A 19,998-nucleotide genomic window follows, 5' to 3' on the forward strand; every position below is an offset into this window, starting at 1 on the left:
TCAGGGCAGGGGTGAGAAGGGCGAGCGCCCATCGGCACTCTGCAGCTCCAGCAGGTAGTTGCGGAAAATCTGCCCCAGGACCTGGGTGGCCACTTCCAATTCATCGCGTTGCATGTGCTCGGCGACTTCGTCGGCGGTGTCCAGCGCGTCTTCGGCGCCGTTGACCGCGGCCATTTTCAGCACGATATAGGCCTGGACGTTATTGGCCGGCACGCCTTCGCCTTTGAAGAACATGGTGCCGAGCTGGAACTGCGCCTGGGCGTGGCCCTGCAACGAGGCTTTCTCGAAGTAGCTCAAGGCTTTGTTGAGGTCACGGGCCGGGTTCTTGCTGTCGTGGTAGTACTCGCCCAACTCGTATTGCGCCTGCGCATCCCCACCGTCGGCCTGTTTCTGACACGCGCTCAGGGCTTCGGCCTGGCTGTCTGGCTGGGTATTGAGGGTGCAACGACCCATCGCTGGGATTAACAACGAGTTGCCGCCTGCCTGGGCATGTGCCAGCAGCGGCTGAAGGAGCAACAGGCAGCCCAGTACCAGGGTGCGGCCGGTGCGTTTCATGGGAATCGACTTACCTCTGACGGGGCGCGCGGATCCTCGGGGGATCCAATAAGCGCGCATTATGAAATAAGCAGGCCTCTGCTTACAAAGTCTTTACTCGTTTTTCTGCTGCTTAGGCAAGTTATCTGCCGGATTGCAGGTAAATTCTCGGAAAAATAAGGAAATCCCTGTAGGCAAAGTAGCAAATCTGACGCCGCCCACAGCGACGTCAGGTTTTTGCACCGGCTTATTTCAGTGCGGCGAAGGCGCGCTCGGCGGCATCCAGGGTCAGTTTCAGCTCGGCGTCGCCATGGGCGATCGAGGTGAAGCCGGCTTCGAAGGCACTCGGCGCCAAGTACACGCCGCCCTCCAGCATCAGGTGGAAGAAGCGCTTGAACAGGTCGGCATCGCTGCCCATCACATCATCAAAGGTGACGATGTCATCGGCGCCGCTGAAGTACAGGCCAAACATGCCGCCCGCTTGCGTGGTCACGAACGGGATACCGGCGGCGTCGGCGCGCTGTTGCAGGCCGTCCAGCAGGCGGGTGGTGTAGTCGGTCAGCTCGGCGTGGAAGCCCGGGCGGCTGATCAGGCGCAGGGTGGTCAGGCCGGCCGCCATGGCCAGGGGGTTACCCGAGAGTGTGCCGGCCTGGTACACCGGGCCCAGCGGCGCAATGTGCTGCATGATCTCGCGCTTGCCGCCGAAGCAGCCCACGGGCATGCCGCCCCCGATGATCTTGCCGAACGTGCTCAGGTCCGGCGTGACGCCGTAGTGCGCCTGGGCGCCGCCGAGGGCAACGCGGAAGCCGGTCATCACTTCGTCGAAAATCAGCACCACGCCGTGCTTGTCGCACTGTTCGCGCAGGCCTTCCAGGAAGCCCGGGGCGGGCGGCACGCAGTTCATGTTGCCGGCCACCGGCTCGACGATGATGCACGCCACGTCCTGGCCGACTTCGCTGAGCATCTGCTCGACGGCACCGATGTCGTTGAACGGCAGGGTGAGGGTGTGTTTGGCGAAGGCTGCCGGTACGCCGGCCGAGCTGGGTACGCCTTGGGTCAGCGCGCCGGAACCGGCTTTGACCAGCAGGCTGTCGGAATGGCCGTGGTAGCAGCCTTCGAACTTGATGATGCTGTCGCGGCCGGTGAAACCACGGGCCAGGCGAATCGCACTCATGGTGGCTTCGGTGCCGGAGCTGACCATGCGCACCATCTCCATCGACGGCACGATGCTGCAGACCAGATCGGCCATCTCGGTTTCCATGGCGGTCGGGGCGCCGTAGGACAGGCCGTGTTCCAGCTGCCTGCGCACGGCGTCCAGCACGTCAGGGTGGCTGTGGCCGAGGATCATCGGGCCCCAGGAGCCGACGTAATCCACGTAGCGCTTGTCATCTTCGTCGGTGACGTAGGCGCCTTCGGCATGCTTGAAGAACAACGGCGTGCCGCCCACGCTTTTGAACGCACGCACGGGGGAGTTCACACCGCCGGGGATGTGTTTCTGGGCATCGGCAAACAGGGTTTCGGAACGAGACATGATCGGGCTCTCTAAACTGAAATTTTAAGAAGGTCGTTGAAGGCGCGGGCGCGGCGCGTGACTTCCTGGGTACTGTCGGCACCGAACAGGCCGTGGACCACGGCCAGCAGGTCGGCACCCTGGGCCACCAGCGGTCCGGCGTTTTCCAGGGTGATGCCGCCAATCACGCAGATCGGCACATGCAGGCGCTTGCGGGCCTCGGCGAGCATTTCAAGGGTGGCGGCCGGAGCGCCCGGCTTGGTGTTGGAATTGAAGAAGCGGCCGAAGGCGACATAACTGGCGCCTTCCTTCGCCGCCTGTTCGGCCAGTTCGATCTGGCCGTGGCAGGTGGCGCCGATGATCGCCTTGGAACCGAGCAGCGCACGGGCCGGCGTCAGTGGGCCATCGGTCTGGCCCAGGTGCACGCCGACGCCCAGGCGCGCGGCCAGGTCGAAGTCATCATTGATAATAAGCTGGGTCTTGTAGCGCGAGCACAGCTCCCGCAGTTTTTCCGCTTCGCGCAGGCGCCGGGCTTCGTCGCTGCTTTTGTCGCGGTACTGCAGCAGGGTCACGCCACCGTCCAATGCCGCTTCGACGTAGGCGAGGAACTTGCCGGCCAACAGTTGGCTGTCGGTAATGGCGTAAAGGCCACGTAGTTTCATCGGGCAGGCCTCTTGCTGTTAAGAGCAGATAGTTACGAGCAGAAATCCAGCGGCAGCCGGCGCGGTACGAACTGGCCCTGGCCGAGTTGTTCGGCGTCACGCAGGGTGCGCCAAGTGTAGTTAAGTGCCGATTGCACCGCACTCACCAGCCCTTCGCCCTGGGCGATCCGTCCGGCCAGGGCGCTGGCCAGGGTGCAGCCCGAACCGTGATAGCTGCCGGGCAGGCGCTGGCAGGTAAAGGTCTGGCGCGTGCCATCACGGCTGTAGAGGCGGTTGTGCACTTCGTGCTCATCGCCATGGCCGCCGGTGATCAACAGGTGCTTGATGAACGGCAACAGCTTCGCGGCGCATTCGTCGGCGGTGCCCTCGGGCAGTTCGGCGAGGATACGGGCTTCAGGCAGGTTCGGCGTGGCGATCAGCGACAGCGGCAGGAGCCGCTCGCGCATGGCATAGCCGACTTCGTCCTTGCCCAGGCTGCCGCCGCCGCCGGCGCGCAGCACCGGGTCGCACACGACCGGCAGGTGCGGGTGCGCCTGCAGCAGTTCGACCACGGTGTCGACCATCGCGGTGGAGCCGAGCATGCCCAGCTTGACCGCCGCCACGTCGGAGTCACCGAGTACGGCATTGGCCTGGGCCATTACCCACTCACGGTCCAGTACGCGGAAATCGCTGACATTGACAGTGTTCTGCACGGTCAGGGCAGTGACGGCCGGGGCCGCATGGCAGCCTTGGGCGAGGAGGGCTTCGATATCTGCCTGCAAGCCGGCGCCACCACTGGGATCATGGCCGGAGAGACAGAGGACAACGGGGCGAGAGCTGTAGATATTCATGGTGCGCGAGCTTACCACCAAACGCTTTTGGCGGGGCCTTCGGGCGATGGTTGAATGTTGTCGCGCAAACGCCGCTTTTTTGGCGTGTGCTCGGCTGCGAAAACGCTCTGAAAGCCTTGTTCTAGAGCCTTTCAAAAAATTATTTCAATGGTGTCCAATGGCCTTTAGCGGCTATGCTAAAGTGGATTCAAACAACTTAACTGTACCGCCGGTGTACGTCTTCTCAAAAGGAATGGGGGCTTTTGACATAACCGGACAGGCCACGCTGGGGCTCTATGCGCTATTTGCTGATCTTATTGTTGTGCGGGCTGCCGATGCTCGCCAGCGCCATCGAGTTCAACCAGGACACCCGAAGCCTGCCGCTGGGCCGAGCCATGCAAGTGCTCGAAGACCCCACCGATGCCCTCACCATCGCCGAAGTAAGCTCCCCCGCCTACGCTGCTCAATTCAAGCACCATGACAAAGCCACCCTCAACGCCGGCTATTCGCGCTCGGTGTTCTGGCTCAAGGTCGACCTGCATTACGTGGCCAAGGACCCCCGTGCCCCCCGCACCTGGTTCCTGGAGTTGGCTTACCCGCCGCTGAATCATCTGGACCTGTACCAGAACGATGGCACCGGCAACTATCGGCTGGCCAGCCGTACCGGCAGTGCGCTGCCTTTTTCCAGTCGTGAAGTCAGCCAGAGCAACTACCTGTTCAAGCTCAATTTCGTGCCCGACCAGCAGCAAACGCTCTACCTGCGCCTGCAAAGCGAGGGCTCGATCCAGGCGCCGTTGACGCTCTGGGCCGGCACCGCTTACCTGGAGCAACAACCGCTGCGCCTGTCTGTGCTGGGGGTGATTTATGGCGTCCTGCTGGGGATGCTGGTCTACAACCTGTTCATCTACCTCAGCGTGCGCGACACCAGCTACCTGTATTACATCCTCTATATCGCTTCGTTTGGCCTGTACCAACTGTCGGTCAATGGCGTGGCGGTGCAGTACTTCTGGCCGAACAGCCCGTGGTGGGCGAATGCGGCGGTGCCGTTGCTGATCGGTTCGGCGGCGCTGTTCGGCAGCCTGTTCGCCCGCAGCTTCCTGCATACCGCGCAGCACAGCCGCTGGCTCAACCGGCTCTTGCTGGCACTGGCGGTGTGCGGCGGCGCAGTGATGGCGCTGGCGCTGCTGACCAGCTACGCCCTGGCCTTGCGCCTGGCGACCGGCCTGGCGCTGGTATTCACCGTGACCATCTTCGTCGCCGCCATCAAGGCCTGGTACTGCGGCCAGCGAGTGGCACGGTATTTCATCATCGCCTGGTCGGCGTTCCTGCTGGGCGGGGTGGTGAACACGCTGATGGTACTGGGCTACCTGCCCAATGTGTTCCTCACCATGTACGCCAGCCAGATCGGCTCGGCGATTGAAGTGGCGCTGTTATCCCTGGCCCTCGCCGACCGCATCAATGCCATGCGTGAACAACAGGCACAGATCCTGTTCGATGCCAGCCAGAAGCTCGAAGTGCTCAACCAGCAACTGGCCCGCAGCAACCGTCTCAAGGATGAATTCCTCGCGACGCTGACCCACGAACTGCGCACGCCTATGAACGGTGTGATCGGCTCCCTTGAGCTGATGCAAACGGTGCCGCTGGACGACGACCTGGCGCAGTACCAGCAAACGGCCGCCGGTTCGGCACGGGACATGATGCGCATGGTCAATGGCATCCTCACCCTCACCGAACTGCAGGCCGGGCGCCTGAGTGCCCAGCCTCGGGTGTTCAGCCTGCGCGGCGTGCTCGACACCCTGCGCCAGCAATTCAACACCAGCGCCCAAGGCAAAGGCCTGGCATTTTCCATCGATGTGGCCGATGAGCTGCCGGACCGTGTGGTGGGTGACGTCGACAAACTGCTCCAGTGCCTGGATTGCCTGCTGGACAACGCGTTCAAGTTCACCCGCGAAGGCTCCGTGCGCCTGCGGGTGGTGGGGGTGCCTCACAGTGACGGCGATGTGCGCCTGAGCTTCATTGTGACCGACACCGGTATCGGCTTCGCCTTCCTTGACGAGGCGACCTTGTACCAGCGCTTTTTCCAACTCGATGGCTCCATGACCCGCGAATACGGCGGCCTGGGCATCGGCCTGGCCATCTGTCGGCAATTGATCGAGCTGTTGGGCGGGCGCCTTACCCATCATTCCGAGCCGCAAAAGGGCAGCCGCTTCCAGTTGGACGTGAACGTCAGCCCGGTGCCGAACGAGGCAAAACCGGCGCCCGGCCGGCAACGCGCGCCCCAGGATTGCGCGGTATTGCTGGTGGATGACAACAGCGTCGGCCAGTTGGCGGTGCGCGGCATGTTGCTCAAGCTGGGTTACCGGGTGAAAACCGTGGACAGTGGCCCGGCGGCGTTGGCGGCCTTGCAGGGGCAAAGCTTCGACGCGGTCTTGCTGGATGTGCCCGAAGGCGGCTTCTCGTTGTGTTGTCAGATCCGTGCACTGCCTGGCTGTGGTGAATTGCCGGTGATCGCCTTGAGTACGTCGCTGAATACGTCCGAGCGCGAGCGCGGTCATGGTATCGGCATCACCGACCGCCTGGCCAAGCCGGTGCGCTTCGAGGCGTTGCAGGCGGTACTGGAGCGCCACTTGTTGAGCGCGCTCGAGGGCGAAAGCGCCGGGCATTCGGCGCGTATGCCACTTTTTTAACCCGGATGACGGTGCTTAACTGAAAAAACCGGCCTCAATCGATCTGCGCCTTTATGGGTAGGTGCGCATTCGACAAGGCCTTTTTTCCAGGAGGCCCGTCATGAACCTGCATCAGTTCGCCGAAACCCACGACGTCACCAACCAGCCGCCCTCCCTGGACGGCACCAACCTGTACCGCATCGACGTGCCCCTGCAAGACTGGTCACGGCGCTTTGGCGCCGGCTGGGCGCAGGCGCGCATCGATGCGTACGGGGCGTTGGCCGGCGGGCCGCTGATGGCGGCCGGGTTCCTGGCCAACCAGAACAAACCGGTGTTCAGCAGCCATGACCGGTATGGGCATCGCATCGACCTGGTGGAGTTTCACCCGGCCTACCACGAGCTGATGGGCACCGCGGTCGAGCATGGCCTGCCGTCGCTGCCGTGGGCCCATCCACAGTCCGGTGCCCATGTGGCGCGTGCGGCCATGACCTACCTGCACAGCCAGGCTGAGGCCGGCACCGGCTGCCCACTGACCATGACCTTCGCTTGCGTCCCGGCCCTGCGCTTGCAACCAGACCTGGCGCAGGCCTGGCTGCCGAAAATCCTCAGCACCCACTATGACCCGCGCAATGTCGGCATTGCCCACAAGGCCGGTGCAACCATCGGCATGGCCATGACCGAGAAACAGGGCGGCACCGACGTGCGTGCCAACACCACCCGCGCCTATCCGGTGGGCGCTGGCGGGCCCGGGCAAGCCTATGAGCTGGTCGGTCACAAGTGGTTCTGCTCGGCGCCGATGTGCGATGCCTTCCTGACCCTGGCCCAGACCGACAAAGGCCTGACCTGTTTCCTGCTGCCCCGGCATCGCCCGGATGACACCCGCAACGAGTTCTATATCCAGCGCCTGAAAAACAAATTGGGCAACTGCTCCAATGCGTCCAGTGAAGTGGAGTTTCGTGGGGCCCTGGCCTGGATGATCGGCGAAGAGGGGCGTGGCGTGCCCACCATCATCGAGATGGTCGCCATGACCCGTTTCGATTGCATGGTCGGTTCCAGCGCCTTGATGCGCCAGGCGCTGACCCAGGCCAGCCATCACTGTGCTCATCGCCGGGTCGGTGGCCGTGTGCTCAGCGAGCAGCCGCTGATGCAAAACGTGCTGGCCGACCTCGCTCTGGAAAGCGAAGCCTCACTGGCCTTGAGCATGCGCATGGGCTGCGCTCTGGATAACCTGGGTGATGAGCGGGAAGCCAAGTTCGCTCGGCTGGTGACGGCGGTGGGCAAGTATTGGATCTGCAAGCGCGCCCCGGCGATGATCAACGAAGCCGCCGAATGCATGGGCGGCGCGGGCTACGTGGAGGACAGCATCCTGCCGCGCTTGTACCGTGAGGCGCCGGTGAATTCGACATGGGAAGGTTCCGGCAATGTGCAATGCCTGGACGTGCTGCGCGCACTCTCCAAGGAGCCCGGCGTGCTGGAAGCGCTGTTTGTCGAACTCGGTGACGGGCATGGCGATAAGCAACTGGCACGGCATATCGAACACCTGAAGTCGGCGTTCATGGACACCCAGGACATCCAGTACCGCGCGCGGCAGTTGACCGAGGATATTGCCGTGGCGCTACAGGCCAAGTTGCTGCTGGAGGCCGGTCATGCGGCGGTCAGCGATGGTTTTATCGCCAGCCGTTTGGGCCAGTCGTCTGGCCGCGTCTACGGCACCTTGCCGCGTGGCGTCGATGTCGGGGTCATCGTCGCGCGCTCAAGTCCCAATGTACCTGAATAAACACGGTCCACATGTGGGAGGGGACTTGCAGCCATCTTGAGAGGGCACTCCAATTCAAGGTTTGCGTCTGACAGGGATACAGGCAAGATAAAGGCCTGCAAGTCAGAACACAGGATGCTTACCGTGACCGAAGCTTTTGTTGTCGTTCAAACCGCCGAAGAAGCCGTGGATCGGCTGGCGGCCCTGCATGAGCGGGCTACCGGCGCGCTCAATCAAGCCCTCAAGCAATACCTCAAGGACCGCGTCGAACCCGACGCCGAACAACGCGCGCTGTTTCGCTACCCGGAACTGCGCCTGACTTACCATTGCCACGGCGAAGTCCCACAGACTACCCGGGCGTATGCCAAGGTCCAGTTACCCGGGACCTACAGCGTAACCGTCACGCATCCGGCGGCGTTCCGTAAGTATTTGCTGGAACAACTGGTGCCGCTGATGCACGACTTCACCGTGACCGTGGAAGTGGGCGTCAGCCAGCAGAACATTCCTTATCCGTACGTGGTGGAGCAGGGCGACGAACTGGCCGGCTCCGGTGTGACCGCCGCGACCTTGGCGCGCGTGTTCCCCAGCACCGACCTGTCGGCCGCCACCGATGGCATCGCCGATGGCCTCTACGACTGGGAAAACACCGACCCGCTGCCCCTGGCGCTGTTCGATGCGGCGCGCGTGGACTTTTCCCTGCGCCGGCTGGTGCATTACACCGGCAGCGACTGGCGCCATGTGCAGCCGTGGATCCTGCTGACCAACTACCACCGCTATGTCGACCAGTTCATCCTGCATGGCCTGGAACAACTGCGCAGCGACCCGCGTTTTATCCGCATGGTGCTGCCGGGCAACGTCATCATCGACAAGAGCATGGACCACGGCGAAGCCTCGGCGATTGCCGCAGGCGTAGTGTGGCACCGCTACCAGATGCCGGCCTATCACCTCCAGGCCAGCGATGGCCACGGCGTGACCCTGGTGAACATCGGTGTCGGCCCGTCCAACGCCAAGAACATCACCGACCACCTGGCGGTGCTGCGTCCGCATTGCTGGCTGATGATTGGCCACTGTGGCGGCCTGCGCCAATCCCAGACCATCGGCGACTACGTACTGGCCCACGCCTATATGCGCCGCGATGGGATTCTCGACCGGGTGGTACCGCCGAACATCCCGATCCCGGCCCTGGCCGAAGTGCAGATGGCCTTGCAGCAGGCGGCGGCGAATGTCACCGGTGAGAAAGGCGAAGAACTGAAAAAACGCCTGCGTACCGGCACCGTGCTGACCTACGACGACCGCAACTGGGAACTGCGCTGGGCCCAGGAACGGCCGTTGATCAACCTGTCCCGCGCCGTGGCGGTGGACATGGAAAGCGGCACCATCGCTGCCCAGGGCTACCGCTTGCGCGTACCGTACGGCACGTTGTTGTGTGTGTCGGACAAGCCGCTGCACAGCGAGATCAAGCTGCCGGGCTCGGCCAACGCGTTCTACGAACGCGCGGTCAGCCAGCACTTGAAGATCGGCATCGAGGCGGTGGACCTGTTGCGCACCGAACTCAACTCGTTGCACTCGCGCAAACTGCGCAGCTTCGACGAGCCGCCGTTCCGCTAAGCGGTTGGGATGGTCATTTAGCGGTCAGGCCACTAGCATTGTCGGTCCTGACCGTTAGATGTTCCTTTGCCATGTCCCGTCCCCCCCGTCCCGATTCGCGCCGCCCTGGCGTGAAACCTCCGTATTCTGCCGCGCGCCGTGTTGCCAAGGCGCCGCCGGCCGAGCCGAAGTTGATCCTGTTCAATAAACCCTTCGATGTGCTGACCCAGTTCAGCGACGAAGGCGGGCGCGCGACGCTCAAGGACTTTATCGACATCCCCGGCATCTACCCGGCAGGTCGCCTGGACCGTGACAGCGAAGGTCTGTTGTTGCTGACCAACGACGGCCAGTTGCAGGCGCGTATTGCCGACCCCAAGCACAAGCTGGCGAAAACCTACTGGGTGCAGGTGGAGGGCGAACCCACCGAAGCATTGCTGCAACGCCTGCGCGACGGCGTAGAACTCAACGACGGCAAAACCTTGCCCGCCGAGGCCCGGCGTCTGGATGAGCCGGCGTTATGGCCACGCAACCCGCCGGTGCGCTTTCGCAAAAACCTACCGACGTACTGGCTTGAACTGGTGATTCGAGAGGGGCGTAACCGCCAGGTTCGGCGCATGACCGCCGCCGTGGGCCTGCCGACCTTGCGCCTGGTGCGGGTGCGTATCGGCGATTGGACAATCGACGGCCTGGACCAAGGCCAATGGAAGGAAGTACCCGCGCGTTTATAAAGCGCCGGACTCGATCAGGCCGATCACCACGCTCTTGATGATGAACGCGGCCACGCCCAGGCCCAGTACGAAAAACAGGATGAACGAACCAAAGCGCCCGGCCTTGGATTTCTTCGCCAGGTCCCAGACGATAAAGCCCATGAAAATGATCAGGATAGTGACCAGGCCGGTCATCATCCATTCTTCGAACAGGGCGGGGTCGATGTTGTTCATGGGCTCTTCCAACGGGGCAGGCGGCAAGTATACGGCAGTGCCATAGGCGCAACATTGACCTGCGTCGGTGCGTCGCACGCAGACTTCACTGTTGGAACACAGGCCAAATGTGGGAGGGGGCTTGCCCCCGATAGCGGTGTGTCAGGCTGTGTATCTGGTGACTGATACTCCATCGGGGGAAAGCCCCCTCCCACATTTGATCTTCATTGTTCATGGGATCAGGTGCGCAGGTGGGTCAGCGGCAGCTCGGTGCTGTTGAGCACCTGGTTCAGCACAAAGCTCGAGCGCACGCTGGTCACGCCTTCGATCCGGGTGAGGTGGCCCAGCAGCAGTTTCTGATAGTGGTCCATGTCCGGCACCACCACTTTCAACTGATAGTCCGCATCCATCCCGGTGACCAGGCTGCATTCCAGTACCTGGGGCAGGGTGCGGATGGCCGCTTCGAAGTTCTCGAAACGCTCGGGGGTGTGGCGGTCCATGCCGATCAGCACATAGGCGGTGAGGCTCAGGCCGAGCATCTTGCGGTCGAGCAGGGCGACCTGGCGCGCGATGTAGCCGTCGTCCTCCAACTGCTTGACCCGGCGTGAGCAGGGCGAAGGCGACAGGCCGATACGCTCGGCCAACTCCTGGTTGGAGATCCTCGCGTCGCGCTGCAATTCCGCCAAAATACTCAGGTCGTATCGGTCAAGCTTGCTCATTGGGTTGGCCTTTGTCGTAACTATTGCGGTGAATTATCCATGAAGGGTTAAAAATTGCGCAAGCACTGTTTATTGACGCAATCTTCGCAATCATCTGTCCGGCGCTGGCCTGTATCGTTATCAACAGAATCACCGCCTGGACAACAGTCCACAGCAGCTCGCCCAATCAGGCTTGCTGCGGCCGCCACCCCAGCAGGGTCGAGCCGGCCTCCAGGCTGCACACTGTCCACAAGACGGCGTGAGGTGAGCCAACGTCAAAAGCGTTGAGCATGGACGAAGTTCTCAAGGGGTGGCCGACGGGTCACCCCTTTTCTTTTGCCTTAAGAAAATTGTTCTTGTGACTGATAACCTGTCTCAGAACCGGGCGAGGCTTTTCCAGTCTCATCTATGAGGCCGGACCTTCCAGGCCCTTATCCGCAGTGAGGAATAGCATGAAGCGCATCTGGCGTATGGCAGGTGTAGGTTTGCTGATGGTCACCTTCGGCACGCAAGTGATGGCCGACGAGCCGCGCCCTGAGGGTGGCGGCCAGCATGAAAGAGGGCCGGAGGGTAACGAACAGCCGCGCCCGCAGAATAACCAGCCGCGTCCACAGAACAATCAACCCCGGCCGGAAAACAATCAGCCACGTCCACAGAACCCGCATTTTGATCGTGCCGAGCAACCGCCCCACGGTGGCGGGCAGTGGCAAGGTCGACCGCAAGGTGCCGAACAGCCTCGGCCAGTCCCGCAGCCTGCGAATAACCTGCCGATCCAGAGTCGCCCCGATACCGTGCGCCAAACCCAGGAACCCCGTCAGGGTTACTACCGTGACATTCCTCGACGCAACGACGATAACCGCACTTGGGAGGCCGGCGGCCCAGGCTCGCGGCCTGGCTACAACGGGCATCCCAACGATAACCGCTGGCCAGGTCGCCCCGACGGCCATGGCAACGGCTGGGGCCCCGGCCCCCAGTATCGGCCTGGCTATGTTGTCGACCGCTTCCCCGACCGCAACTACCGAGTGCCTTACCGTGGCCAGGATTACTTCTTCTCCGGCGGCTACTGGTACCGCCCCCAAGGCCCGCGCTATGTGGTCGTGGCGCCGCCGTATGGCATCCGCGTGCATTACCTGCCGGACTACGCGCGCGAAGTGTGGGTAGGTGGCTCGCTGTTGTTCCTGGCCGCCGGCGCCTACTACGCCTACGAACAAAGCACCCAGCAATACGTGGTGGTACAACCGCCGACGCAAGTGCCGGCACCGCAGCCAGCACCCCAAGGCAATGGCTATGACGTGGTGGCCTATCCCGCCAACGGGCAGTCACCGGCGCAAGTGCAGCAGGACGGCTACGACTGTTATCGCTGGGCAGTGCAACAAAGCGGCTTCGACCCGCAGGCGGTCACCTACGCCCCTGACCCGGCGGTGGTGCAAACCTACCGCCAGGCCCAGGGCAACTGCCTGAGCAGTCGCGGGTATCAGGTGCAGTACTAGGCTTTGGCGCCCGTGACCACTTCCCGCGGGTCGGCGTGCACCAGCACTTCGGCGCGCGGGTAGGCTGCGTGAATGGCATCGGCGGCCTGGTCGCTGATGCCGTGGGCCACTGACAGCGTCAACTCCCCCGGCAGTTCCAGGTGCAACTGCACGAACCAATGGTTGCCGGAGATGCGCGTGCGCAGGTCATGGGCACCCAACACCCCCGGTACGCCTCGCGCCAGTTCCAGCATGTGCTGGCTGACGTCCGGCGGCAGTTCCTCGTCCATCAACACCGCAAAGCTTTCCCTGGCGATCTGGATCGCGCTCCACAAAATGTAGGCGGCGATGCCCAGGCCGAACCAGGCGTCGACCTGATGAAAGCCCATGCCCGCCAGCACCAGCGCCACCAGGATGCTGCCGTTGAGCAGCAGGTCCGAGCGGTAGTGCAACGAGTCCGCCCGCACGGCATTGGAGCCGGTTTCGCGCACAACCCGGTGTTGCAGCATCAGCAGCGCCACGGTCAGTACCAGGGAAAACACAATCACCCCAATGCTCAGCCACGGCGCGCCGACCGGTTCCGGATGCTGCAGGCGCTCGTAGGCCTGCAAGGCGATCAACACCGCACTGCCGCCAATGAACAACGCCTGGGCCATGCCCGCCAGCGACTCCGCCTTGCCATGACCGTAACGGTGATCGTCATCGGCCGGGCGCAGGGCGTAATGCACTGCCAGCAGGTTCAGCAGCGAGGTCACGCCATCGAGCAGTGAGTCGGTCAACCCGGCGAGCATGCTCACCGAGCCGCTGAGCCACCAGGCGATGGCCTTTGTAACGATCAGCGCACAGGCCACACCCACCGAGGCGCGGGTGGCCAGGCGTAATAGCCGGGCGTGTTCGGGACTGCTGGTCATAAAAGATCCTTAGGCGGCGGGTTGCAGGCCCAGGAGCGCAAGTTGTTGCACGCTGCCCTTGAACTGGATCATGCGTGGGTCGTCCAGCGGCAGGGTGCGGCCGGTTTCCTTCTGGATGATGCTTTGCAGTTTGGCGTTGTTGACCTTGCCGTCGGCGCCGATGGCTTCGTGGAGTTTTTCCGGGTCAACCTGGGCAGTCTTGCCGGGTTCGAAATAGATCGCGCCCGTGGCGAAGTCGACGCCGAACGCGATCAGGCCAGGGATCACGTAGAACAACAGGCCCACGGCATCGAGTACGGCAATGGTCGGGTCGATCTTGCCATCGATCTGGCCACGGCGGTCGGGGTAGAAAATCGACCCGCAGGCGGTGAGTTGGCTCAGCAGGGTGACGGCGAGGACACCGCCGATGACACGGGAAGCGATACGCATGGAGACTCTCCTGAACACGGTTGATACGGGACTATATAGCACTGCCATTGAGACCAGCGCCGGCATCCGGCAGTTCGCCGTTATACTCGCCGCTCTGCTTTGGAGCCAGTATGAATTCGTTGCCGATCGATGATGTTTTACCCGCCCTGCGTGACGCCTTGGCGAATCGCCATGAAGCCGTGCTGGAAGCGCCGCCCGGCGCCGGTAAAACCACCCGCGTGCCCTTGGCCTTGTTGAATGAGCCCTGGCTGGCCGGGCAGACCATCCTGATGCTCGAGCCCCGGCGCCTGGCCGCCCGCGCCGCCGCGGAACGGCTGGCCAGCGAACTGGGGGAGAAAGTCGGTGAAACCGTCGGCTATCGCATCCGTCTCGACAGCAAGGTCGGGCCCAACACGCGCATCGAAGTGGTTACCGAAGGCATCCTCACCCGTCGTTTGCAGGACGATCCGGCACTGGACGGTGTCGGCCTGCTGATCTTCGACGAATTCCACGAGCGCAGCCTCGACGCCGACCTGGCACTGGCCTTGAGCCTGAACGGCCGCGACCTGTTTCGCGACGAGCAACCGCTGAAAATCCTGCTGATGTCCGCCACCCTCGAAGGCGAGCGCCTGGCCAGCCTGCTGGACGACGCGCCGATCCTGCGCAGCGAGGGGCGCATGTTCCCGGTGCAGATGCGCTGGGGGCGGCCGTACCAGGCCGGTGAATTTATCGAGCCGCGTGTGGTGCAAACCATCCTCGAGGCCCTGCATGACCAAACCGGCAGCGTGCTGGTGTTCCTGCCGGGCCAGGCGGAAATTCGCCGGGTCAACCAGCAACTGGCCGACGCCCTGGGGCACAGCCCTGACGTGTTGCTCTGCCCGCTGCATGGCGAGCTGGACCTCAACGCACAGCGCGCGGCCATCGATCCGGCACCGGCCGGTAAACGCAAAGTGGTGCTCGCCACCAACATCGCCGAGACCAGCCTGACCATCAACGGCGTGCGTGTGGTGATCGATGCCGGGTTGGCGCGGGTGCCGCGTTTCGACCCCGGCAGCGGCATGACCCGCCTCGATACTCAGCGCATCTCCCGCGCCAGCGCCACCCAGCGTGCGGGCCGGGCCGGGCGCCTGGAGCCGGGGGTGTGTTATCGGTTGTGGTCCGAAGACCAGCATGAAGGGCTGGCCGCGTATGGCAGTGCGGAAATCCTCGCCGCCGACCTCGCCGGCCTGGCCTTGCAGCTGGCGCGCTGGGGCGTCACGCCCCCACAGCTCGTGTGGCTCGATGTGCCACCCACCGCCGCCTATGCCCAAGCCCAGGATTTGCTGGTACGCCTCGGGGCCTTGAATGACGAAAAACTCACGGCACATGGCCAGAAGATGGCCGAGCTGCCGGCCCATCCACGCATCGCCCATTTGTTGCTGCGCGGGCAGGACCTGGGGCTGGCGGCCACGGCCTGTGATGTCGCGGCACTGTTGGGCGAGCGCGATATTTTGCGTGGTGGCGGCGCGGATTTGCACAGCCGCCTGGCGCTGATGTCCGGTGAAGAGCGTGCGCGCGGTACTCAGGGCGGAGTGCAACGCGCCAAGCAACTGGCGCGGCAATACCGTGGCTATTTGAGAGGCCAGGCGACCCGGCCGGTGGCCGACCCCGACCACCCACGCTGGCTCGGCGCCTTGCTGGCACTGGCTTACCCGGACCGTGTCGCCCAGCAACGTCGCCCCGGCGGTGCCGAATACCGTTTGGCCAACGGCCGCGCCGCGCTGTTCGCCGAGGCCGACAGCCTGATGAAACAACCTTGGCTGGTGATCGCCGACCTCGGCAGCCGCCAGGGCCAGCGCGAAGAACGCATCTACCTCGCGGCAGATTTTGACCCGACGCTGTTCGACACGGTCCTCGCCGAGCAAGTGCGCAACGTCGATCAACTGGACTGGGACGAGCGCGAAGGCGTGCTGCGCGCCGAACGCCAGCGCAAAGTCGGTGAACTGGTGCTCAGCCGCGAACCGCTCACCGGCCTCGACGAAGCCGCGCGCAGCCAGGCGCTGGTCAACCTGGTGCGGCGCAAAGGCCTGGAACTGCTGCCCTGGACCCCGGAGCTGCGCCAATGGCAATCCCGCGTCCTGCTGTTGCGCCAGTTGGACGCCGGCAACACCAGCGAATGGCCCGACGTCAGCGACAGCGCCTTGCTCGCCAGCCTGGAGCACTGGCTGATGCCCTACCTGGGCAAAGTCTCGCGCCTGAGCCATTTCGCCAACCTGGATATTTCCAGCTACCTGCACAACCTGTTGCCCTGGCCGCTGCCCCAGCGCCTGGACGAACTGGCGCCGCAGCATGTGAAGGTGCCATCGGGTTCATCGGTGCGGTTGGACTACAGCGAACAGCCGCCGATCCTGGCGGTGCGCTTGCAGGAACTGTTCGGCCTGGCCGACACCCCGCGCATTGCCGGCGGGCGCCAGGTGGTGAAGTTGCACCTGTTGTCCCCGGCACGGCGGCCGGTGCAGGTGACCCAGGATCTGGCGAACTTCTGGCGCAGTACCTACGCCGAAGTGAAGAAGGATCTGAAGGGCAGGTATCCCAAGCATTACTGGCCGGATGATCCGCTGATAGCCGAGCCGACCGCGCGGATCAAACCCCGGAAGTAAGCGTGGCAGAGATTCAGATGTGGGAGGGGGCAAGTCGAATCGTCGCACCGGCCCTCCCACATTAGTTTTGTAGTGTCTGTTATGGCGCGGCGGGCAACAGGAACCGCGCAATCACCGGCAGATGGTTGGAAATACGCAACGTATCTTCCTGTCGTACCTTGGCCTCCACCCGCTTGATTCGCGGGCTGTAGAACAGGTAATCGACGGTGCGATCCGGGCCATCGAGGCTCGGGTCATTGGGGAAATACGTCAGCCATTTCTCACGATCAATCCCGCTGGATTGGCTGTTGCTCGGGATCATCGGGTACTTGTCCCACAGTAAATGCAGCTCACTGTCCGGCGAATACTGCCCGCGCTTACCCGCCTCCAATCGCAGGAACTGCCCCAGGGGCAGCAGGTTGAAATCCCCGCCGATCAGCCAGGGCGTGCCACGGCCTTCGAACTTGTCCAGCAGCTTCACCGTCGTTTGCACCTGCTCCTGCACCGCACTGCGCCCCGGCGCGTCGCCATCCAGGCGGGTGTTGAGCACCGCCAGTTGGCCGCCATCGCTCAGCGGCAGGTAGGTCAGCAGCAAGGCCGGCTTGGGTTGGAACTGGCGGCTGATGATATTGGCCTCGGGCGCCGGCAATTGCAGGCGTTCGGCGTGTTCGATCTGGTAGCGGCTCAGGGTCGCCAGCTTGCGGCCGACGCTGCCGAAGATATGCCGGTCGGGCACGAAGTCGGCTTTCCAGTCGAAGGCCTGGGCGCTGCACGGGTAGAGGTCGACCAGGCGCTCCTGCAGAAGCGCCAGCTGGTCCTGATAGTGGGAAGGCTTGGCGTTTTCGTCGAGTTCCTGCAACAGCAGGATGTCGGGTTGTTCGTCGCGAACCACCCGCGCCACTTCGTCGAGGCTGGCGGCCATGTCCTCTACGGTAGGGCGGTCGTCCGGGCCGCTGCCGTCGGCGGTGTCGTACCAGAACACGTAGTTCTTGCCGGCCAGGTATTGCACGTTCCAGGTCATGACCTTGAGCGCCTGCCCGGGCAACAGGGTTGGCGCTCGGGGCGCGACGCAGCTGACGGGCAGGGTTTCCTTGGCGGCGGGGCGCCAGGTCAGGCTGTAGATCAGGGCCGTCAGCAGGCCTGCGACGATCAGCAGGCCCAGCAGGGTGATGCGCAATAAACGGGTCATCGGCTCGGCTTATGGCGTTTCAGGAGTGGCGTGGAGCATATCACCGCGCGTCGGCATCGCCACCGATCAGCATGAATAAACGGAACAGCACCACGCTGGTGAACAGTTGCAGGAAGCTGTGGGCGCTGTCCATCAACAGCCCCAGCAACGGCGCGGGGTTGGGATAGGCCGCGACGCTGGCGCCCTTGAGCAGCCACAGGGGCGTCATGACACACAGCAGGCACACCAGGATTCGCCAGAAATGCCCACGGGTCAGGCGCAAACTTTCCTTCATCGCCTCCAGCGCCGACATGCCGCGCAATACCAGCAGGTACTCGGCGAACGCCAACACCACCATCAGCCACAGGCCCGGCAGGAAATACAGCGACAGGCCCAGCAAAATCAGGAGGGTGCTCATGGCGGTCAGCAGGGCGAAGCGCGGCCACAGGGTCAGGGCCATGGCCCAGATGTCCTTGGTGCGCGGCGACTCGCCACGGGTGCGCGCGTCGAGAAACAGGATCAAGGCACCGGTGTACAGCGGGTACACCAGCAAACCCACCACCACGCTGTAGCCGGGGAACGCATCCGCGCCGAGCGTGTGGTCGAGCAACTGTTGCAGCAGGGCTTCGAGGATCACCAATGGCAGGCACAGTTGGACGATTGCGCCCAGGTTGCCTCGGGTAAAACGGAAGGAGTCGCGCAATACGTCTAACGGATTCATCGGGTTCATCGCAGGCCTGAAAGCAAGGGCAACACTTTAACCGATCATGGCCAGCGGTAAGCAAATGTAAACCTTGAGTAAAGACCATTGAAACAACTCGTAACACCCCCATAACGGTTAAGCACCTGGCCTGATCACAGGCAAGGCCACGATTTCTACCGGCAATCTAACGAGGTCGCCATGAACAGCGAAGAGCAAACCCTGATCGATGGACTGTTTTCACGGTTGCAGCAAGCCGAAACGGACTCAGCCCCGCGCGATGCGCAAGCAGAAGCGCGGATCAAGGAGCATATGACTCGCCAACCGGCCGCCGGGTACTACATGACCCAGTCGATCCTGGTGCAGGAACACGCGCTCAAGAGTCTCGACGCGCAGAACAAGCAACAGGCGCAGCAGATCCAGCAATTGCAGGATGAGTTGCAGCGGGCCAAGTCGGCGCAACCGGCCCCGGCGAGCAGCGGTGGTTTCCTGTCGAGCATCTTTGGCGGCGGTTCCCGTGACCCGCAACCGGCCCAGAGCGCTCCGGCCTCTTCCGGCGGCGGCTGGCGTGAACCGGCGCGGCCGTCCTTTGGCCAACCAGCGCCGCAACAGAACTATCAGCAGCCGCAGCAACCGGCCGCCGCCCCCATTGGCAGCGGGTTCCTCGGTGGGGCGATGAAAACCGCCGCCGGGGTGGCCGGTGGTGTGTTGCTGGCCGAAGGCATCAGCAGCCTGTTCAACCACAACTCGCAACAGCCGCAGGTGGTGGAAGAAATCATCCGTGAAGAGCCGGCGCCCGCCAGTGACAACGGCAACTGGGGCAACGATGACCAGAAGTTCGCCGGCAATGACAGCTGGGGCAGCGACAACGCCTCGGACAGCTTTGCCGACAGCGACTATTCCGACGATTCCTCTTCCTTCGGCGACGACGATTCCTTCGTCTGACCTTTCCGGCCCGGGGCGCTGAGCCGCCCCGGTCTGATTTTTCCCGGCAACCTTCTCGCGGCTGGCATACTGGCACCCTTTCCGGGCCCTGGCGCCTGGCTGTCATGGGGAAGTGCGGTGAAGAAAATTGCAGTGTTCGCCGATGTACAAAACCTCTACTACACCGTCCGCCAGGCCTATGGTTGCCATTTCAACTACGCCGCCCTGTGGGCTGATATCAGTTCGCGTGGGCAGATCGTCGAGGCCTATGCATATGCCATCGACCGCGGTGACAGCAAGCAGCAGCAGTTCCAGCAGATCCTGCGCAACCTGGGGTTCACGGTAAAACTCAAGCCGTATATCCAGCGCAGCGACGGTTCGGCCAAGGGCGACTGGGACGTGGGCATCACCATCGACATCATGGACGCCGCCGACCACGTCGACGAAATTGTGCTGGCCTCCGGTGACGGCGATTTCGACATGCTGCTCGACCGCATCATCCACAAGCACGGCGTCGAAGCCGTGGCCTATGGTGTACCGGGGCTGACGGCCAACTCATTGATACGCGCCGCCAGCCGCTACGTGCCGATCGAAGGCGCGTTGCTGCTCAAATAAGTACGGCGGCTTAATAAATAAAGGGTTAGACGGAGTTGGAACA

Annotated in this window: 18 protein-coding genes; 8 read left to right on the forward strand and 10 right to left on the reverse strand. The window is 63.2% G+C overall.

What is annotated here, in order from left to right:
* The 4 genes from BM416_RS14210 to BM416_RS14225 form a co-directional block, all read right to left on the reverse strand.
* Positions 1-555, reverse strand: coding sequence for a tetratricopeptide repeat protein (locus BM416_RS14210; RefSeq protein ID WP_065924979.1), 555 nt, complete (start codon positions 553-555; stop codon positions 1-3).
* A gap of 226 nt (positions 556-781) precedes the next feature.
* Positions 782-2,065, reverse strand: coding sequence for a glutamate-1-semialdehyde 2,1-aminomutase (gene hemL / locus BM416_RS14215; RefSeq protein ID WP_027605259.1), 1,284 nt, complete (start codon positions 2,063-2,065; stop codon positions 782-784).
* Between the two features lie 11 nt (positions 2,066-2,076).
* Positions 2,077-2,706: a thiamine phosphate synthase gene (thiE, locus tag BM416_RS14220; RefSeq protein WP_092488472.1), complete on the reverse strand. Its 630-nt coding sequence runs from the start codon at positions 2,704-2,706 to the stop codon at positions 2,077-2,079.
* 32 nt (positions 2,707-2,738) lie between these two features.
* Positions 2,739-3,536 carry a hydroxymethylpyrimidine/phosphomethylpyrimidine kinase gene (locus BM416_RS14225; RefSeq protein ID WP_027605261.1) on the reverse strand — a complete coding sequence of 266 codons (798 nt, stop codon included), beginning with the start codon at positions 3,534-3,536 and terminating at the stop codon, positions 2,739-2,741.
* Between the two features lie 275 nt (positions 3,537-3,811).
* Here BM416_RS14225 and BM416_RS14230 point away from each other — a divergent pair, with 275 nt between their 5' ends.
* From BM416_RS14230 to BM416_RS14245, 4 genes are all read left to right on the forward strand, one after another.
* Entirely contained in the window at positions 3,812-6,202 is a 2,391-nt protein-coding gene (locus BM416_RS14230) for a hybrid sensor histidine kinase/response regulator (protein WP_092488473.1), read from the forward strand.
* 100 nt (positions 6,203-6,302) lie between these two features.
* The gene (locus tag BM416_RS14235; RefSeq protein ID WP_092488474.1) at positions 6,303-7,958 is read left to right on the forward strand and encodes an acyl-CoA dehydrogenase family protein; all 1,656 of its coding nucleotides are present in this window, start codon (positions 6,303-6,305) and stop codon (positions 7,956-7,958) included.
* A gap of 114 nt (positions 7,959-8,072) precedes the next feature.
* Positions 8,073-9,545, forward strand: coding sequence for an AMP nucleosidase (gene amn, locus BM416_RS14240; protein ID WP_024077553.1), 1,473 nt, complete (start codon positions 8,073-8,075; stop codon positions 9,543-9,545).
* Between the two features lie 71 nt (positions 9,546-9,616).
* The gene (locus tag BM416_RS14245) at positions 9,617-10,252 is read left to right on the forward strand and encodes a pseudouridine synthase (protein WP_092488475.1); all 636 of its coding nucleotides are present in this window, start codon (positions 9,617-9,619) and stop codon (positions 10,250-10,252) included.
* On the opposite strand, the gene BM416_RS14250 is transcribed toward BM416_RS14245, so the two are convergent.
* Positions 10,247-10,456, reverse strand: coding sequence for a DUF2788 domain-containing protein (locus BM416_RS14250; RefSeq protein ID WP_025999909.1), 210 nt, complete (start codon positions 10,454-10,456; stop codon positions 10,247-10,249). The two genes, BM416_RS14245 and BM416_RS14250, sit on opposite strands and share 6 nt — an antisense overlap.
* Positions 10,457-10,683: 227 nt before the next feature.
* Positions 10,684-11,163, reverse strand: a complete 480-nt coding sequence (locus tag BM416_RS14255) for an Lrp/AsnC family transcriptional regulator (protein ID WP_003194418.1) — start codon at positions 11,161-11,163, stop codon at positions 10,684-10,686.
* A 431-nt stretch (positions 11,164-11,594) separates the two neighbouring features.
* Between BM416_RS14255 and BM416_RS14260 the strand changes: the two genes are divergently transcribed.
* The gene (locus BM416_RS14260; RefSeq protein WP_092488476.1) at positions 11,595-12,632 is read left to right on the forward strand and encodes a DUF6515 family protein; all 1,038 of its coding nucleotides are present in this window, start codon (positions 11,595-11,597) and stop codon (positions 12,630-12,632) included.
* Here BM416_RS14260 and BM416_RS14265 read toward each other — a convergent pair.
* Positions 12,629-13,522 (reverse strand): cation diffusion facilitator family transporter, encoded by an 894-nt coding sequence (locus BM416_RS14265; RefSeq protein ID WP_065938350.1) that lies wholly within the window; start codon positions 13,520-13,522, stop codon positions 12,629-12,631. The two genes, BM416_RS14260 and BM416_RS14265, sit on opposite strands and share 4 nt — an antisense overlap.
* A 9-nt stretch (positions 13,523-13,531) precedes the next feature.
* The gene (locus BM416_RS14270) at positions 13,532-13,951 is read right to left on the reverse strand and encodes a polyribonucleotide nucleotidyltransferase (RefSeq protein ID WP_092488477.1); all 420 of its coding nucleotides are present in this window, start codon (positions 13,949-13,951) and stop codon (positions 13,532-13,534) included.
* Positions 13,952-14,061: 110 nt separating this feature from the next.
* On the opposite strand from BM416_RS14270, the gene hrpB reads away from it, so the two are divergent.
* Positions 14,062-16,569: an ATP-dependent helicase HrpB gene (hrpB, locus tag BM416_RS14275; protein ID WP_092488478.1), complete on the forward strand. Its 2,508-nt coding sequence runs from the start codon at positions 14,062-14,064 to the stop codon at positions 16,567-16,569.
* 79 nt (positions 16,570-16,648) lie between these two features.
* Here hrpB and BM416_RS14280 read toward each other — a convergent pair whose 3' ends face one another.
* Together BM416_RS14280 and BM416_RS14285 are read right to left on the reverse strand one after the other, a co-directional pair.
* Positions 16,649-17,737 (reverse strand): endonuclease/exonuclease/phosphatase family protein, encoded by a 1,089-nt coding sequence (locus BM416_RS14280; RefSeq protein ID WP_092488479.1) that lies wholly within the window; start codon positions 17,735-17,737, stop codon positions 16,649-16,651.
* 40 nt (positions 17,738-17,777) lie between these two features.
* On the reverse strand, positions 17,778-18,437 hold the full coding sequence (locus BM416_RS14285; protein WP_092488567.1) for a YciC family protein: 660 nt from the start codon (positions 18,435-18,437) through the stop codon (positions 17,778-17,780).
* A 180-nt stretch (positions 18,438-18,617) separates the two neighbouring features.
* Here BM416_RS14285 and BM416_RS14290 point away from each other — a divergent pair, with 180 nt between their 5' ends.
* Together BM416_RS14290 and BM416_RS14295 are read left to right on the forward strand one after the other, a co-directional pair.
* Positions 18,618-19,361 (forward strand): DUF2076 domain-containing protein, encoded by a 744-nt coding sequence (locus tag BM416_RS14290; RefSeq protein ID WP_065938346.1) that lies wholly within the window; start codon positions 18,618-18,620, stop codon positions 19,359-19,361.
* Between the two features lie 117 nt (positions 19,362-19,478).
* Entirely contained in the window at positions 19,479-19,955 is a 477-nt protein-coding gene (locus BM416_RS14295; protein WP_024077544.1) for an NYN domain-containing protein, read from the forward strand.
* Positions 19,956-19,998: the final 43 nt, after the last annotated feature.

Source organism: Pseudomonas sp. NFACC42-2, from assembly GCF_900116055.1.
Lineage (GTDB): Bacteria > Pseudomonadota > Gammaproteobacteria > Pseudomonadales > Pseudomonadaceae > Aquipseudomonas > Aquipseudomonas marginalis.